Here is a 17,272-nt window from a genome sequence, read left to right on the forward strand (position 1 = left end):
TTAGTTTATATTTTTCTGAAATCTTATGTATTCCAACATTCAAAATCCAACGCTCAAACTCCGCATATTTTTAAACTCCGAGGTTTGTTTTTTGAGTTTAATTTTTTATATAATTCATTGCTCAATTTCTATTTATTTCAATGAGCTTTTTGTGTAATTTCTCATACAATTAAATGATTTTGAATTAAATAACTCAAAATAAGGAATTCAGAGAGAATTCCGATGGCATTTTACATAACTGGCTTTTATAAGATTTGTGCGACTGGAAAATCGGAGATTTATCGGACGTAGCAAATCGTTAGTTGAATGTTTGTCAGTTCGTTATTTAGTTTAAATGTAAGCATAAATTTTATGAGTTGTTGGCTGTAGTTTTAAATCTTTTCCATTATTTCTTTTGGAATAAATTGTTCTAATAAACTCTTTTGTTTTTCCTCAACAGTTATAAATTTCCAATTATCAATCCCATTTTCAGATAGAGAACAAACACTTTTTGTTGCTAAAATTTCAAAAAAATCAGTTTCATCATCTAATTTTACATTTTCAACTCCAAATGTGCTAACTAAACTGTTTCTTATCAAATTTAATCTAGCGTTTTTATCATCAGTTGTTTCATTTTCGGAATCTGAATTGAACTTCATATTCATTAAGCTTGAATATGTCAAAATAGAGTAGGATTTATCATTAATCGTCTCAATATCACCAATACTCAATATTTTTGGAGTTGTCAATTTAAACTCATAGGATGGGTTATTATATATTTGTTTCATTAAAACAATCAATTGTTCTTTTGGAATAATTTTAAAGAAATCATCTATCAGATAATCCATAGATTTTTCAATCTCTTCGTTTAAGATCAAAGTTAAATAATCATTAAAATCATTTTTAAGGTTTTCTTTTGAGTTCTGTCCAACTAAAATTGTTGTAAATAGAAGGAATATAATTCCTAAAGTTAAGTTTTTCATATTTGTTTTTTTTGCGTTATTACAGCCAACTTGTTATATACTTCTATTATATTGGTTTATCCGTATTATTTTTTTGGGATAAACGTGGGTTTTAGTTGTGCTATTCAAATATAAAAATAACATTGCAATAATGTTGAGGTTTTGAAATAAACTATTCTAGCAATTTATTACTTGCACGAATGTTTGTGGTTTGTTGGGACTATTCTAATGGAAATGGATTTGTTGGGTGTTCGAATTATGAGACCCCCAGTCAAGCTGAGGGTGACGATAAATAGGGTAAAGGCAAAGAGTAAGTGTTGACTGCTAAGGAAACTCTTACTGTGCGGAATTGGAAGCTGTATGCAATGTAGTGCAACGGAATGGGATACTGCTGGAAATGGGGATTTTATTTATAACACAAGAGCAATTAAAATGTTAAACTGCATCTTAAATTATTTTAAGTTTATTGTTAAATATCGATTGACTTTTCTTTTGTACTCTAAATAATTTATTTTATGCACAGACTGTAAATATTCCTCTTCCTCTAAAATCATTTTGTGAAAAATGACTACAAGTAGCACATATAAAACGATTATGATTCTAGAAGGAAAAATTAGAATGTATCCTAAAAAAAGAATGTTATAAGATAAAAAATAAGGGTTTCGACTAATGCTATAAATTCCTGTTGTAATTAATTTGGTTTCTTGATCATATTTTATACCTACTCTCCAAGAATTTTTCATTTCAATTAGTGCAAAAACACCTATCATAAAACCAATAAAAACAAGTCCAAGCCCTAATGTTTTAACCCAAGCGTATTCTGATAGGTCAATTTCAATAAACCATTTTGATTTAAGTAATGTTAAACGGAGCATTATGATTACATACATCATTGTCGAAATAAATATCGACATTGATAATTTTATAGATTTACCTCTTATGGATTGCTTTGTAGCTACATATGTCTTTATATTTCTAATTGCAAAAGCAAGAATAAAAAATACAAGTATGAACCCTAAATATATTTTTTCTAACATTATTAAAGTTGATTACATTATTATTTAGTGAAATAAATTATCAAAACGAAGAAGCACAGCTAAAATAATTATAATGAAGAGGATTGCTAAAACAATAGAACCAACTATTTTTTCTTTATAAGAAAGTTTAATTTTTACAGGGACTTCCTTTTTTTGCTTATACCGTTTTCCTTTATAATTTACAGGCATATTTATTCTATAAAAGTACTTTGATTTATTTAATTCCACTTCATTTTTTGGATACGAACGGCATTTAAAATGGCTAATAATGCAACTCCTACATCAGCAATAACAGCTTCCCACATTGTTGCCATACCCCAAGCTCCTAAAATTAAAACGAGTATTTTTATACTTAATGCCAACCAAATGTTTTGCCATATAATTTTGTTGGTTGCATTACCGATTTGTATGGCAGTTACAATTTTTGAAGGTTGATCTGTTTGTATTACAACGTCGGCAGTTTCAATGGCTGCATCACTTCCTAAACCTCCCATTGCCAACCCTACATCAGCTATTGTAATTACTGGAGCATCATTAATTCCATCGCCAATAAATGCAATTGTTCTTCCCATTGCCTTTAATTTTTCTACTTCTGAAATTTTATCTTCAGGAAGTAAATCTCCAATTGCCTTATCAATCCCTAATTCATTTGCAATGGTGTCAACAACTGTTTGTTTATCGCCCGAAAGCATTACTATTTCAATTATTTTTGGGATTTTATGTAAATTGGTAATTGCCTTTTGTGCATCCTCTTTTAAGGTGTCGGAAATAGTAATATATCCTGCATATTGCTGGTTTATAGCAACAACAATAATTGTTTTGTCATTTGAATTTATAGTTTCATCAAATGGAATATTGAATTTTTGTAACAATTTAGAATTACCAGCCAAAACTTCATACTCCCCAATTTGTCCTTTCATTCCATAACCTGAAATTTCTTCAATAGTTGTTGCCTTCAATTTTGAGTTATCAATTTTAACATAATTGACAATAGCTTGTGCAATGGGATGTGTAGAATTGGATTCTAAGACAGCAACTAATTCTAAAAATAAATTCTTATCAATGTTTGAGGTTACAATTTCCTGCACTTCAAATACACCTTTTGTTAAAGTGCCTGTTTTATCCATAACCACGGTATCGACTTTGGTTATTAAATCTAAATAATTAGAACCTTTAAATAAAATACCATTTTGTGATGCTGCACCTATTCCACCAAAGTAGCCAAGTGGAATAGAAATTACCAAGGCACAAGGACACGATATTACTAAGAATATTAAAGCCCGTTGTAACCACATTTGAAATATATAAGCATCCCCAAGAAAAAAGTAGGGCACAATTACTAATGCAATTGCCAACCAAAAAACAATGGGGGTATAAATTTTAGCTAAACGACTAATTAAGAGTTGAGTTTTTGCTTTTTTACCAACAGCATCTTGCACCAATTTAAGAATTTTGGAGAGTTTGGTATCTTCGTATTTAATGGTCACTTTAATTTCGATGACTTTGGTAAGATTTACCATTCCTGCCAGCACTTGCTCTCCTTTGTTGCAGTTTTTAGGAACGGATTCTCCTGTTAATGCAGCTGTATTTAAAATGGCATCATTTGAAATTAATTCGCCATCTAAAGCAATTTTTTCACCTGCTTTTACCCGTATTATTTGTCCAATTTTAACATCTTTGGGATGTTTTATTAAGGTTAATTCATTTTCTACAATGGTTACCTCTTCAACCTGAACTTTTAATAAGGCTTCAATAGAACGTTTGGCTTTGTTGACTGCACTTTCTTGAAATAGTTCTCCTACCACATAAAATAACATAACTGCAACACCTTCTTCATAAGAGCCTATTAAAAATGCACCTAAGGTTGCAACCGACATTAGAACAAACTCATTGTATATTGATCCTTTAACGATTAATTTTACAGCTTTTAAAAGAACAGGACCACCAATAAGCATATAAATTATACCAAACCAAATTAAAGGAACAGGTGCTCTAAAAAAAGGTGCTTCAAAAAAATCAAAACCAATACCCAACACTAGAAAAAGCAAGCTAATTATTGGAATTATGTAAGCTTTGTTTATAGCTAAAGTGTTATTAGAAACTACAGTTTCTTTAGTATAATCTACTGCACAGGCACCATCTTGACATTCGTTATTTTTACTCATCATTTGAACTATTTAATTCAAAATTAAGTAAATAGTGTGTGCAACGGAAGTGCATTAATTTGAATTACATTTGTTACAAATGCCTTTTACAACAAGATTTACATCTTCGGCAATAAAATCTTTAGGTAAGTTAATGTTTGGAATTTTGTGGTCTGTTAAACAAACAGTTTCATTGCATTGTTTACAATGAAAGTGTAGGTGTAAATCGGTATCAATATCACAATGGCAATTTTCTTCGCATAAAGCGTATTTTGTAATGCCTGTTCCATCGTCAATTTTATGAGCTAATTCACTTTCAACAAATGTTTTTAAGGTGCGATACAATGTTGTTCTGTCTGATTTAACAAAATACTCTTCAACATCGGTTAAGCTAATAGCGGATTTTTTATTTAAAAGAAATTGTAAAACCAACAGTCGCATTGCTGTTGGTTTTACGTTATTTTTCTTTAATATTTGTTCTAATTCAATCATATTAAACATCAATTTTTTTTATTGACTTCCCTGTTTTTATCTTATAAGCATCATTCACATCAGAGACATAAATAATACCATCGGTTGGATAAGGGGTTTTTGCGTTTTCACAAATTATTTTAACTGCTTTTTTAACTTCTTCATTTTGACAAATCAATTCTAATTTAATAACCTTGCTGTCTGCAAAATGAAATTTTAACGAAGGTACTGAATCTTCTCTTTTATAAGCGCCTGTTCCTTCACATTCAGATAATGTAACACTTTCAAATCCATTTTCTTTAAGAGCTTCTACAACATTTTCTAATTTTGTAGGTTTTATAAATGCTTTAATTTCTTTCATTTTAAAATATTTTAATGGTCGTGTTCTTCAAATTCTCCTTTGTTAAGTTCAGAATTTACATAATAAGCACCTTTTGTAACTATTAAGTCGTTTTTATCAATAGGGTTTGTAAACTGAACTTCCGTGAATCCTAAATCAGACACACCCTTAATTACTTGAATTTTTTCAAGTTCTATATCATTTTCATCTTTTACTCTTTGGATAAATACATAATCGAGACCTTTGTCGTTTACAAAAGCTTCATCTGGTAATGCAGCGGTCAATTTACTATCTGTTGCGATTCTAGCTTCAACAAACATCCCCGTTAACAAACCTTCGTGTGTTCCAATAATTTTAGCGTGAACTTTAACTGTTCTGGTATCCATATCAAAAGCTTTTCCTAATGCAAAAATTTCAGCTTCATACATTTTATTGGGACGTGTTGAGAGTGTAAAAGCTATTTTTTGACCGATGCTTAATTTTTCTATGTCTTTTTCAAAAACATTTAAGCCTAAGTGTAGGAAATCATTATCTACAATTTCAAACATTTCTTGTTCAGGAGCTACAGATTTTCCAATGTTAATTTCAATTTTTTGAATGTAACCTTGTATTGGTGCGATTACAGGAATTGAAGCAATTATTTCACCTTTATCAATAGTAGCAACATTAATCCCTATAAGATTTAGGGTAGCTTTAGTCGCATTTAAATCGGCTTTTGCATTTAGATATGCCGCTTCAGCTTCTTGAAATGCGCGGGCAGAAGTAATACCTTCTTTCTCTAATTCTTTTTTTCTCACATAATCTTTTTCTAAATAAGTTAAATTACTTTTAGCAGCAAGATATGCGCGTTGCATTGCTATAAATTCTGGATTGTTTAATGTTGCTATTACTTGCCCTTTTTTTACAAAATCACCTTCAACTACTGACACACTTTGTACACGCCCACCTATTATGGCGCTTACACTTGCCATATTTTGAGGAGGTAATTCTAATTGACCATTAACTTTTAATGATTCACCTAAATTTAACTCGCTTAGATTGTCTAATGCAATACCCATTATTTCTAATTGGTTTAGTTTTAAAGCAATTTTATTTGACTTTTCTTCATCATTATGATCACTATCTTCGGTTTGTTCATTTTTATGGTCATCACTGTCGTTATGTTTTGATGTACCATTTGCACAACTTATTATGGTCATAAAAAGTATCAATAGTGCGCTTATTTTTAAAATATTTTTCATCTTAATTGTATTTTCCTGTTAAGTAATTAATTTCGTTAACTATTTGATTATGAAGGTTAAGTGCGGTTAAATAATTGGTTCTTATGTCGATAGACTGTTCCATTATAGCAATGTATTCTACATAGCCAATTTCACCTTCTTTGTATGCTTTTATAGCTGATGAAAATAGTTTGTCGGCTAATACAATACCTGTTGAATCATAATATGCTAAAGCTGCTTTTTGTTTTTCGTATTCATTGAGTTTAGTTTTTAAAAACGTATCTATTTCTAATTTTGTTTCTTGATAATTTAAAGCTGCTATTTCAACATTTTTTTTAGCTGCTAGGGATTTTCCATTTTGAGACCAAAAGAATAATGGGATTTTTGCACCAACTTCAAAACCAGAAAATCCTTTAATACCATCAATTTGTTGATTGAAATAACCAGCAGATAGCTCTGGAAGAAATTTAGCATTCTCCAATTTATACTCACGTTCTTTGACATCAATTTCGTTTTGTTGTAATTGAAGTATTGGATTTTCAATATTTTCTTGGTTAGAAAATTCAAACGGAATTTTTGCTAAATCTTCATTTGAAATATCGAAGTAAACATTGGTATTCATTAATGATTGCAATTGCTTAGTTAAGCTTTCTATATCCAGTTCTACATCAGATTTCAATAAATTTACCGCTTCTTTTTTACCTTCTGCAGCAATTTTTTCAATTAAATTACTTTCGCCAAAAGCATATTTTTTTTCAGCAATTAAGACGAAGTTTTCATATTCTTTTTCTAGACTAGTAATTAAATTAGACTTACTTTTTGCATACCATAACTCTAGATATACAGCTCTAACATTACGTTCTAACTTATTTTTTTGAACAATTAAATTCGTTTCACTTAGTGTTAATTTTTCTGCTTGTAATTTAGCTTGTGTACCATAAATTGTTGGAAATTTAAAATCTTGTGAAATATTCCATTCATAATCTATTTGTGGTGAATTTATTTGACCACGTGTATAATTAACAGCTGTTTGATCAAGATCAAAATTTGTTTTTTTCAAGCTTTGTTGCTTTTCAATTTCTAAATAAGCGCTTTTTATTGAAGGGTTATTTTCTATTGCATTTTTAACTGCCTCATCAATAGATAAATTGATGGGTGCAGATTGGGCATAGGTTTTATTTAATGTCATACTTAATATGACACCAACAATTACAAGAGTTGTTTTATGATTTTTCATTTTAAGTTTAGATTTTAAAGAGGTGCCATTTTCAACAAAATAATACAGAATTGGTACTACTAAAAGGGTTAATAGCGTTGATGAAATTAAGCCACCTATAACAACAGTTGCTAAAGGGCGTTGTACTTCTGCACCTGCAGATGCTGAAATAGCCATTGGCAAAAATCCCATAATAGCAGCAATTGCAGTTAACAAAATAGGTCTTAATCTTTCTTCAGTAGCAGTAAGGATTCGGAGTTTTAAGTCGGTCATCCCTTCTAATTTTAAGCTATTAAATCTACTTACTAAAACCAAACCGTTTAATACAGCCACCCCAAACAAAACCACAAAGCCTACACCAGCTGAAATGCTAAAAGGCATACCACGTAAGGATAAACTTAAAATACCACCAATGGCTGCCAAAGGCACAGCCATATAAATCATAGTAGCTTGTTTTATGGAGTTTAATGCAAAGTATAGTAATATAAATATTAAAAATAGGGCAATAGGAACTACAATAGAAAGACGTTCTTTAGCTCTTAATAAATTTTCAAAAGACCCTCCATATTCAATAAAATAACCTTCGGGTAATTTCAATTCTTCATCAAGTTTCAATTGGATATCTTTTACCATAGATTCAACATCTCTACCTCTCACATTTACACCTACAGAAACTCTTCTATAAGTATTGTCACGAGAGATTTGCATTGGACCAGGTTTGTAACTAATATCGGCTAACTCTTTTAAAGGTATTTGTGTATTTGTATTTGGAAGGTCGACAAAAAGATTTTTTAGGTCTTCAATACTCTCTCTATTTTTTTGTGAGAAACGCACCACTAAATCGAAACGTTTTTCACCTTCGAAAATGATACCTGCATTTGCCCCTGCAAAAGCAGCACTTACATATTTATTTAATTTATCAATGTTTAACCCGTATTTGGCTAATTTTTCACGTTGATAAATTACGGTGATTTGTGGCAACCCTTCAGTTGCCTCGGCTCTTACATCGGCAGCACCTTCAACAGTTTGAATAATTTTAGCCATTTCTTCAGCTTTTACCGCTAAAATATCTAAATCATTTCCATAGAGTTTAATTGCAACATCTTCACGAACACCTGTGAGTAATTCATTAAAACGCAATTCAACAGGTTGGCTAAATAAAAAATTAGCCCCAACAATTGTTTTTAATTTTTCTTGCATTAGTTCAATTAGTTCTGCTTTATTATCTGCGGATGTCCATTTATTTACATCTTTTTCTAATATGATAAAGCAATCAGCAATATCCATAGGCATTGGATCGGTTGGAATTTCAGCAACACCAATTCGACCCACAACAGTTATCACTTCAGGAAAATTATTTTTGATAATATTTTCTACCTCTTCAGATACTTTTATAGATTCTGATAATGAACTACCTGGCTTCATAATAATTTGCATTGCAATGTCTCCTTCATCTAATTTTGGAATAAATTCTCCTCCCATATTTGAAAAGATAAACGCAGCGATTATAAATAGACCACCTGCAACTGCAATGGTAGTTTTTTTAAATTTTAAAGCACCTTGTATTAAAGGTTTATATACTTTAAAAATAGCCGCCATTACTTTGTTGCTAATATTGTTTAGCCAAGTTTCAGTACGTGTAAAAATATTGTTTTTGCCTTGTGGTGTTGGTTTCATAAATAGGGATACCATTACAGGCACATAGGTTAAACACAATAACAAAGCACCTAATACTGCAAAACCAAAGGTATATGCCATTGGAGTAAACATTTTACCTTCAACACCTGTTAAAAATAAAATTGGGGTAAATACAATTAGAATGATAAGTTGTCCGAAAAAAGCAGCATTCATCATCATACTACTCGATTTATAGGTTAACTCATCCATTTCAGCAGTAGTGATGTTGTTTTTGTTTTTCTTGAGGCGTTGCTCAATATGATGTACAGTTCCTTCCACAATAATTACCGCGCCGTCAACTATAATTCCGAAATCAATAGCGCCTAAGGACATTAAATTTGCCCAAACGCCTGTTGCTTTCATTAAAATAAAGGCAAACAGTAAAGAAAGTGGAATAATTGAAGCCGTTAATAATCCACCTCTTAAACTTCCTAATAAAAGTACGAGTACAAAAATTACAATTAAAGCACCTTCAATTAAGTTTTTAGAAACGGTACTTGTAGTACGTGCAATTAAATCACTTCGGTCTAAAAATGGTTTTATTTCTAAACCTTCAGGAAGTGATTTTTGGATATTCGCAATTCTTTTCTGAACATTTTTTATAACCTCATTTGGGTTTTCGCCTTTTAACATTAACACTTGTCCACCCACAGATTCTTGACCATCTTCTGTAAAAGCTCCATAACGTACCGCTGCTCCAAAACGCACTTCATCAGCCACATCTTTTATTAAAATAGGGGTGTTTTCTACATTTTTTACAACAATATTTTCAATGTCGGTTAAACTTCTTGCAAGACCTTCGCCACGAATAAAGCTTGCTTGGTGGTTTTTTTCGATATATGCGCCACCCGTATTTGAATTATTGGTTTCTAGGGCTTCAAAAACCTCATTGATACTAATACCCATACTGTTTAATTTGTTTGGGTTTAAAGCAATTTCGTATTGTTTTACATTTCCACCAAAAGAGTTTATTTCTACTACACCAGGCACTAATGCCATTTGACGTTTTACAATCCAATCTTGAATTGTTCTTAAATCAGACGGGGAGTATTTAGTTTCATAACCCTTTTTTGGAACAATAGAGTATTGGTAAATTTCGCCTAACCCGGTTGCGATTGGAGCCATAAAAGGTTTTCCAAAACCTGCAGGGATACTTTCTTGAATAGCTGTTAATTTTTCTTGTACTAATTGACGTGGTAGGTAAGTTCCCATATCATCGGAAAAGACAATAGTTACTACTGAAAGTCCAAAACGAGAAACGGAGCGTAATTCGATTACGCTGGGTAAATTGGCTACTGCCAATTCAACAGGATAGGTTACAAATTGTTCAATATCTTCCGTTCCTAAATTGGGAGCTACTGTAATAATTTGAACTTGATTATTGGTAATATCGGGTACTGAACCCAGTTTTATAGTTAACATTGAATTTATTCCAGCTCCTATAAGAACTAAAATAAATAGGCCTACAATTAATTTATTATTAATTGAAAAGCGAATGATTTTATCGATCATTGTTTTTTAAGATTAAGTTGTTAATATTTAAAATCAACCTTCAAAAATGAAAGTAGATTAAATTGTATTTATAACTTAAACTTGAGGAGGGAGGTAAATTTTGGAGTAATAGTTATTGGTGAAAGAAGTATTGTAAAAGGTAGCTACTTCTTTTGAAGGTTTTTCAGCATACACCACATAATCAATATGTTTTAATGGTCCAGTAACACTAACTGAACAGCAACTACACATACAAAAAGGAGAGCATAAATCGGAATGAGAATGATTGTCTAGATTGACAATTTCAGATACTGTTTCTGATTGTTGGTTGTTATAGCTTACATCGTCGCAAGGTAATGCAGACAATGAGAGTATAAATAATGCTAGTATGGTTGCTAAAAATTTCATTATGAATGCAAATATAGTAAAATTATATGTGCAATGGTGTTGCAAAAAAAACTTAGAGCCTAAGGTTTTGTAAAGGTTAAATTTTTAGTTGAGTAAGGAACAGATTGCTTCCCTGCGGCGCAATGACGTTTCAAACCTTCGATAAACTAAGGACAGGCACAGCACAGTGTGGGCTGTTACAAAAGGTTCTCGATACAATTTTTGTTCCTTTACAATACACAAAAATCACTCGAACTGACGTTGGGTTTGGTACTATTGGATGAGATACCGCATCAAGTGCGGGATGACGTAATTGTTGTGTTTTCGATGCTTTTTTATTCTGTTTTACTGCATAAAAACACTTGAAAATCCGTTGGGCTTATGAGCTAACAGCAACTTTTATTTTGTTGAATTGGTGGGCAAGGCACTGTTCCATAAGAGCAATAAACACAACAATCTCCTTCTTTTGGTTTTAGTACCGTTTTACAATTTTCACATTCATAAAAAAATTGACATGCGTTTGTTGGCATATCTTCTACTTTTTTATGTCCGCAATTTGGGCAGGTAATTTCTGATTTTAATTGAATTTCCATTCGGTTTTTTGTTGATTATTTTGTAAGTAGACTTAATTCTCTTAAAAATATGATTCTTAAATAAATTCAGATTTAAATTTATATTAAAATTACTACTAAAAATTGGGTATAAATAACATTTCTCATCTCAATAAGATTTGTTAACCTAAACCACTAGAACAGGGTTGGTAATATATTAGGCACGTGTTCTTTAAATTACTTAGTGTTATTTTGTTTTATTTTCTTGTTTTTCTCTTTGTAAAGTGCCCCTAAATCTATTACTGGGAGAGTGTATTTACCAAGTGGGTTGTACATTGTTATATTATCTATATAACTACGTAAATTATTAATGGCAATACTCAAACCTGAAATATTTATTAAATCATCTTTTTGTTTTTGAGCTACTATTTTGACTTCTTCAATTTCAAAAATAGACACACCTTCAATAAACATTTTATAACCTGGTAAGGCATTTTTAATGTTGTTGATTTCAACTTTTACAAATATATATATTTGACCATTATCTTGTAGTTTATGAGCAAAATCAAAGTCAATTTTATAGTTCCCAAATGTTTCAGTAATGTTCGTAGAATCTTCAGAAGGTTCAATAAAATTGTAGTTACAGTTTAATACAAAAAAGTCGGTTTGAATTAACGGTGATTTGGTTATTTTCATTTTTGATTTTTTAAGCTGATTGGTAATCTACTGTACTAAAGTTATAAGGACTAGCGCTATTTTTAATACGATTTGGTTTTGTGTTAAATGGTTTGTTTTTTATTATTTTTATATAATCGCCATTGTGAGATTGATAAAACTTATTTAAATACTGTGAAATATCGTCCTCTGAAATTTGAGAATTAATTTCACCTTCTAAAGCTATGCTAAAATCTATATTTAACACCTCTTTAATTTTGGCTAATGTTAAAAAATTAGGGTATTTATTTCCTCTAAACAATTGGGTAATATAACTTGCCGAAGTACCAATACTTTCTGCTAATTCTTTTCTGTTTCCATCGTTTTTATCCAATTCTTTTTGAATGATTGATAAAAATTTGGATGCCAATAATTTTGCTTCTACCTCCCATTTATCTTCTTTGTTTTCGAAGTTAAAAATACTGTCAAATTCATTATGCATTTCTTTCAACGATTTCGTACTCATAGTTTGAAATTTTGTTTATAATGTGTGTGATTTTTGGTGAGTTTTTTTGTGTTTTCTTTTTCTCAAATAGCTCAACGGCTACTACGGTAAATGTCTTATCGTCTTGTGTAAATTCTTTACAATAAATTCTATCATTAGAACGGCCTTTAAAAAATTTCATAGCTGTAACATTTTTTGCCTTTTTATTGATATTTTCTTTATCGTATAAATCGGGTACTCTTAGCTGATTTAGGATAATGCCAACCATATGATTGAATTTCTTTTGATGTAATTTTGCATACGCTAAAATGGTTTCAAAATTTTCAACATCAACACAAACACATCATTTGCCATCGCTACTTTTTCTAATTATTAATGCTTTTCTTCGCACAAAATTAAGCTATTGGTTAATTATTTCAAAGTTTTTAGCAATTTATTAACAGTACATTGTTAATAATTTTTGATTTGTAGTTGTTTAACAGTTTCTTTTTCATAGGTTTTCAATTTTTATATTCATTTTAATTTTATGAGTATGTTGTATTTAAACTACAACTGCAATTTTTTTTGTATAAAAATAAGGTTAATATATTATTTAACAAACATTAATTTGTACTTAATTGTTGTTGTTTAGTAGCTTAAAAAAAGGTGCTCATTTTAAATTAAAAAAGCTTCCTAAAAAGGAAGCTTTTAAAAAAATTGCTATGAAAAATATTAGAGGAACTTTCGTTCCTTAACAATTTTAATATAAAAACTATTACTGAACTCTATTTAATAATCAGCATTATTTCTTTGTTTACTTAGTGCCTTGAAAATGAAAATTACCATTTTCCATTTTAAAGGTATAGTCAAAAGTATGATTTTTCATATTAAAACCACCAAAGTGTTCATCAGTATCTTGGTGTTCATTGTCTAAATGTTGCATCCACTGAGAACCCATATTTTGCATATTTCCATTCATATTAGATTGCCCCATCATATGACCATACATGTTTTCAAATTCAGTACCTGTTAAACATGTATTTATCATATCTCCATCTTCATATAAATTTAACATAATTGTTGTGTCAAAATTATCATTGAAACAATGAACCTCAATTTGATTACCAACCATAGTTACTACCGCTGTAGCAGTATTATTGGATTTTGAACTTATTGATTTACCTGCTACATCAGTTGTTAAAGTGCCTTCGTAAACACCTGCAACATCACTAGTTACTAAATCATCATTATTATTACAGGCTGTGAAGAACAACGCAACGGTTATTACTAACATACCAGTTATACTTATATTTTTATGTAAATTCATTTTATTATTTTTAAATTGTTATACTATTTCAATTTGCATAACTAACATGCAAATTTTAAAAAGTAACATTTGAGGAATTTTTAATTTTACCTTATTTATGTTACTACATTGTTTTGGTTTGTTTTTTGTGCAGAAATTGCACTATAAGGTTTTAAATCAAATTCTAAAACACTGTATAAAAACTAGTATATCTTTAAAAATTAGCGGAGGTGAGTAGTTTTGATAATAACTACTTTTTTTAGCAATACCAATGAATACATTAAGGCTGTTAACATAGTCAATTGAAATATACTTGGAAGATTGAAAATTGAATTTAGTATCAAGATTTTTTTCAAAGATTGAACCTAACTTGCTATCAGAAACATTTGTACAACAACTTGATTTTGAAATGGAAGTATTATGGTTCTCCAATTTACAAATTGGCATATCCATATCACATTCATCGGCTTCTCCAAATAACGAAAAACTCTTTAACTTACCTTGGCAATAGTGCTCATCAATTATAACAAACGAGGATGAAAACAACACTAAGATTGTCATCAAAAAAGCCGATATTTTGATAGGTATATTTTTCAATTTTATAAACTTAATTATACTATCAAAAATACTTAAATATTGCAATTCTATAAGCAACTTAAGTTACATAACTCATTCTAATTTAGAAGTATTTAATCCATTTTTAAATCAACTTATTTAGTAGAGTTTTAAGACACCCTCTTTTTATAAAAAATATGATTTATGCAGCTAGTATTCTGTTTTTACAATCTTAAAAGAGCTAAAAAAAGCCTTCAACAATTTAATAAATTCTTGAAGGCTTTGATTCAAATATTAGAACCCAATTTCTTCGGGTTCATATTCTCTTATCCCTTCAAAATAATATTCCACTCCATCAATTAAAAATGTATAACTTAAGCTGTTATTTAACATATCAAAAGAGCCATAATGTTTGTCACTTTCTTTATGCTCTAATTCTAAATGTTGTATCCATTGCAAATTGTTGTTTTGCTTATATCCAACAATATTGGTTTGGGATAAACTGTGACCATACATTTTTTCAAATTCTTCCCCTACAAAACAAGTCATCATAAAATCACCATTTTCAAAAATATTAAGGCTAATGGCCGCTTCAAAATCTTCGTTGTAGCAATAAACTTGAATATTGTCGCCAACTACCGTTACTACTGCCGTTGCAGATTTTGGACTATCTTGAATGCTTGATTTACTTCCTAAGTTTGTTGTTAAACTGCCGTTGTAAACACCAATTACATGTGTATTGCTAATGACATCATCCTTATTACAAGAAATTATAACAATACCAATTGATAAGATTACTAAGCATTTAAAAATTATATATTTTTTCATGATTTTACTTTTTAATTAATATTTAGAAAGAAAGTGTTAAAGAAATGTATCATTTAGCACTTTCTTTCTTGTCTTTGGCAGGTTACTAGTTTGCTGATTTAATAAAATCAAATATTTTTTTTGACTCATCGGCTGTTAAATTTGCTCTAACTCTCATATGCATTTCGATTGTTGACCAATCAGTATCATTAAAATCTGCAGGTGATGGTGTGCTGTGACATCTCATACAAGTTTCTCCCCATAATTGTACACCTGATTTTCCTTCTACTAAAGCAGCTCTTTCAGGTGAACACGATATTGCTACTATTCCAATTAATCCTATTGCTATTACTGTTAATATTGTTTTCATAATTTTAAGTTTTTTAATTATATACCAAATGCCCATTGAATGGTAAATTGTTTTTTATCAATTAAACCACCACCGTGACCACCTGTACCATCAGTTATTTGATAATTGACTTTGATTGCTGAACGCCAACTTAACCAATAATTTATACCGAAGGCTGTTTGGTTTTGATTTGTTTCCCATTCTGCACCTTCAGGTGTGTTTAATTCAGAATAACGTCCTACAAACTCTAAGTTTTTAATAAAGTTACTACTTGAAGTTGTTGGTTTGTAACTTAATTGGGCGTAAAATGAATCACTTTTGTTATTAAATGTATATTCTTCTGAACCACCTAATCCATCAGGTTCATAATAGTTAGCATCATCAACAATAGATTGGTTGTATTGTGCTCTAATATCAATAATACCTCCCAGAGGATTAATTTTTTTAATAAAAGTGAAGTCATATGCAATTAATTTAGCGCCAACATTTTCATAATCAGAATCTGAATTTCCAACTTTTGAGTTCAAAAATGAAAATCCTAATTCAACAGAAGAATCTGTAAATGGTAAATAACCTAATCGACCTCCTAATGATTTATTTTTGTTGTTATCTTCATAATTGTCAAAATGTAAAATACCAGCTTCATCTGGCTCCATACTTCCGTCATTTAATTTAGGCCCATTTGTTGAATAAAGAGCATAATTAAATTTAGATCCGTATACATCAAAAGCACCTCTTAATTCAACACCTACTCCAGAAGAAGGAACAATACCATCGTGACCGAAACCTAAAGGGACAGAAGATAACTTATTAATCCACGAAGGATGTAAACGTTCCATAAAAGTACCAAAAGGCAGTAAAAATTTACCTGCTCTAATTGTCATATAATCGTTTAATGAATACATTACATTAGCATATTCAAGTGCTGTTTCTAATTCTCCATTTTCATAGGCAAATTCCAATTCAGTTTCAAACATAAACTTATCAGAAAATTTAAATAGTATTATGGGGGCAAAAGTTCCACTATTAAATGAAGACTCTTTTTCTCCTTCATCATTTAAAGATTGAAAACCTGCGCTACCATAACCTCTAATCATAAATTGAGTTTTGCTTGGTTTATCTTCTTGTTGAGCATATACTATTCCAACAAAAAAGATTGCTATTAAGGGTAAAATAATTCGTTTCATTTTATTATTATTTAAGTGATTTAAGATAACTTACTAGTTGCCAGCGTTGGCTTACCGATAGCGATTCTTTATAAGAAGCCATAGGAGCTTTACCTTCTGTTAGTTTCCAAAAGACAGCTCCATCAGTTTGTTTTTGAAATTTTTCAGATAAAAAATTGGCAGGTTTTGGGTTTAAGGATGCACTGGCCAGACCATCACCTTTACCTTTATCACCGTGACAGACGGCACATAATTGTTGGTAAATTGTTTTTCCTTTTTTAATTGCCGTAAGATCGTTCTTTAATGGGTTGGTAATTGCATCCGCACTTTTTGGAGCTACCCAAGTAGATTGAGCATTTGCACTTAAGAACCCTATGAATAGGCTAATGGTAATTAAGATTTTGCTTAAAGATTTCATATTTGTATAAATTGTTATAATTTTTATCAAAGTTATACTTTGCAGCAAGTAAACTTAT

General features: G+C 30.3%; 17 protein-coding genes. All 17 read right to left on the bottom strand.

Annotation, left to right across the window (positions count from 1 at the left end; genetic code table 11):
* Positions 1-371: 371 nt before the first annotated feature.
* On the bottom strand, positions 372-962 hold the full coding sequence (locus EC396_RS08665) for a hypothetical protein (RefSeq protein ID WP_129366317.1): 591 nt from the start codon (positions 960-962) through the stop codon (positions 372-374).
* A 431-nt stretch (positions 963-1,393) separates the two neighbouring features.
* Positions 1,394-1,855 carry an isoprenylcysteine carboxylmethyltransferase family protein gene (locus EC396_RS08670; RefSeq protein WP_240665669.1) on the bottom strand — a complete coding sequence of 154 codons (462 nt, stop codon included), beginning with the start codon at positions 1,853-1,855 and terminating at the stop codon, positions 1,394-1,396.
* Positions 1,856-2,196: 341 nt separating this feature from the next.
* Positions 2,197-4,143: a heavy metal translocating P-type ATPase gene (locus EC396_RS08675; RefSeq protein ID WP_240665670.1), complete on the bottom strand. Its 1,947-nt coding sequence runs from the start codon at positions 4,141-4,143 to the stop codon at positions 2,197-2,199.
* 54 nt (positions 4,144-4,197) lie between these two features.
* Positions 4,198-4,614 (bottom strand): Fur family transcriptional regulator, encoded by a 417-nt coding sequence (locus EC396_RS08680; protein ID WP_129366320.1) that lies wholly within the window; start codon positions 4,612-4,614, stop codon positions 4,198-4,200.
* Position 4,615: 1 nt separating this feature from the next.
* Positions 4,616-4,954 carry a P-II family nitrogen regulator gene (locus EC396_RS08685; protein WP_129366321.1) on the bottom strand — a complete coding sequence of 113 codons (339 nt, stop codon included), beginning with the start codon at positions 4,952-4,954 and terminating at the stop codon, positions 4,616-4,618.
* 11 nt (positions 4,955-4,965) lie between these two features.
* Positions 4,966-6,174, bottom strand: a complete 1,209-nt coding sequence (locus EC396_RS08690; RefSeq protein ID WP_129366322.1) for an efflux RND transporter periplasmic adaptor subunit — start codon at positions 6,172-6,174, stop codon at positions 4,966-4,968.
* A 1-nt stretch (position 6,175) separates the two neighbouring features.
* On the bottom strand, positions 6,176-10,558 hold the full coding sequence (locus EC396_RS08695) for a CusA/CzcA family heavy metal efflux RND transporter (RefSeq protein WP_129366323.1): 4,383 nt from the start codon (positions 10,556-10,558) through the stop codon (positions 6,176-6,178).
* A gap of 75 nt (positions 10,559-10,633) precedes the next feature.
* Complete coding sequence (locus EC396_RS08700; RefSeq protein ID WP_129366324.1) at positions 10,634-10,945, bottom strand: DUF6660 family protein; 312 nt, start codon at positions 10,943-10,945, stop codon at positions 10,634-10,636.
* 365 nt (positions 10,946-11,310) lie between these two features.
* Positions 11,311-11,517 carry a GDCCVxC domain-containing (seleno)protein gene (locus tag EC396_RS08705; RefSeq protein ID WP_129366325.1) on the bottom strand — a complete coding sequence of 69 codons (207 nt, stop codon included), beginning with the start codon at positions 11,515-11,517 and terminating at the stop codon, positions 11,311-11,313.
* A gap of 195 nt (positions 11,518-11,712) precedes the next feature.
* A complete protein-coding gene (locus EC396_RS08710) occupies positions 11,713-12,171 on the bottom strand; it encodes a hypothetical protein (protein ID WP_129366326.1) in 459 nt (152 codons plus the stop codon).
* Between the two features lie 10 nt (positions 12,172-12,181).
* Positions 12,182-12,655 (bottom strand): helix-turn-helix domain-containing protein, encoded by a 474-nt coding sequence (locus EC396_RS08715; RefSeq protein ID WP_129366327.1) that lies wholly within the window; start codon positions 12,653-12,655, stop codon positions 12,182-12,184.
* The gene (locus tag EC396_RS08720; protein ID WP_129366328.1) at positions 12,624-12,902 is read right to left on the bottom strand and encodes a hypothetical protein; all 279 of its coding nucleotides are present in this window, start codon (positions 12,900-12,902) and stop codon (positions 12,624-12,626) included. Before EC396_RS08720 ends, EC396_RS08715 begins: the two co-directional genes overlap by 32 nt.
* A 525-nt stretch (positions 12,903-13,427) precedes the next feature.
* A complete protein-coding gene (locus tag EC396_RS08725) occupies positions 13,428-13,940 on the bottom strand; it encodes a hypothetical protein (RefSeq protein WP_129366329.1) in 513 nt (170 codons plus the stop codon).
* Positions 13,941-14,768: 828 nt separating this feature from the next.
* Positions 14,769-15,302: a hypothetical protein gene (locus tag EC396_RS08730; RefSeq protein ID WP_129366330.1), complete on the bottom strand. Its 534-nt coding sequence runs from the start codon at positions 15,300-15,302 to the stop codon at positions 14,769-14,771.
* 85 nt (positions 15,303-15,387) lie between these two features.
* A complete protein-coding gene (locus EC396_RS08735) occupies positions 15,388-15,651 on the bottom strand; it encodes a cytochrome c (protein ID WP_129366331.1) in 264 nt (87 codons plus the stop codon).
* Positions 15,652-15,668: 17 nt separating this feature from the next.
* The gene (locus EC396_RS08740) at positions 15,669-16,817 is read right to left on the bottom strand and encodes a hypothetical protein (protein WP_129366332.1); all 1,149 of its coding nucleotides are present in this window, start codon (positions 16,815-16,817) and stop codon (positions 15,669-15,671) included.
* A gap of 7 nt (positions 16,818-16,824) precedes the next feature.
* On the bottom strand, positions 16,825-17,214 hold the full coding sequence (locus EC396_RS08745) for a cytochrome c (RefSeq protein ID WP_129366333.1): 390 nt from the start codon (positions 17,212-17,214) through the stop codon (positions 16,825-16,827).
* Between the last annotated feature and the right edge of the window lie 58 nt (positions 17,215-17,272).

It is taken from the genome of Lutibacter sp. HS1-25, from assembly GCF_004121075.1.
In the GTDB taxonomy this organism is placed as follows: domain Bacteria; phylum Bacteroidota; class Bacteroidia; order Flavobacteriales; family Flavobacteriaceae; genus Lutibacter.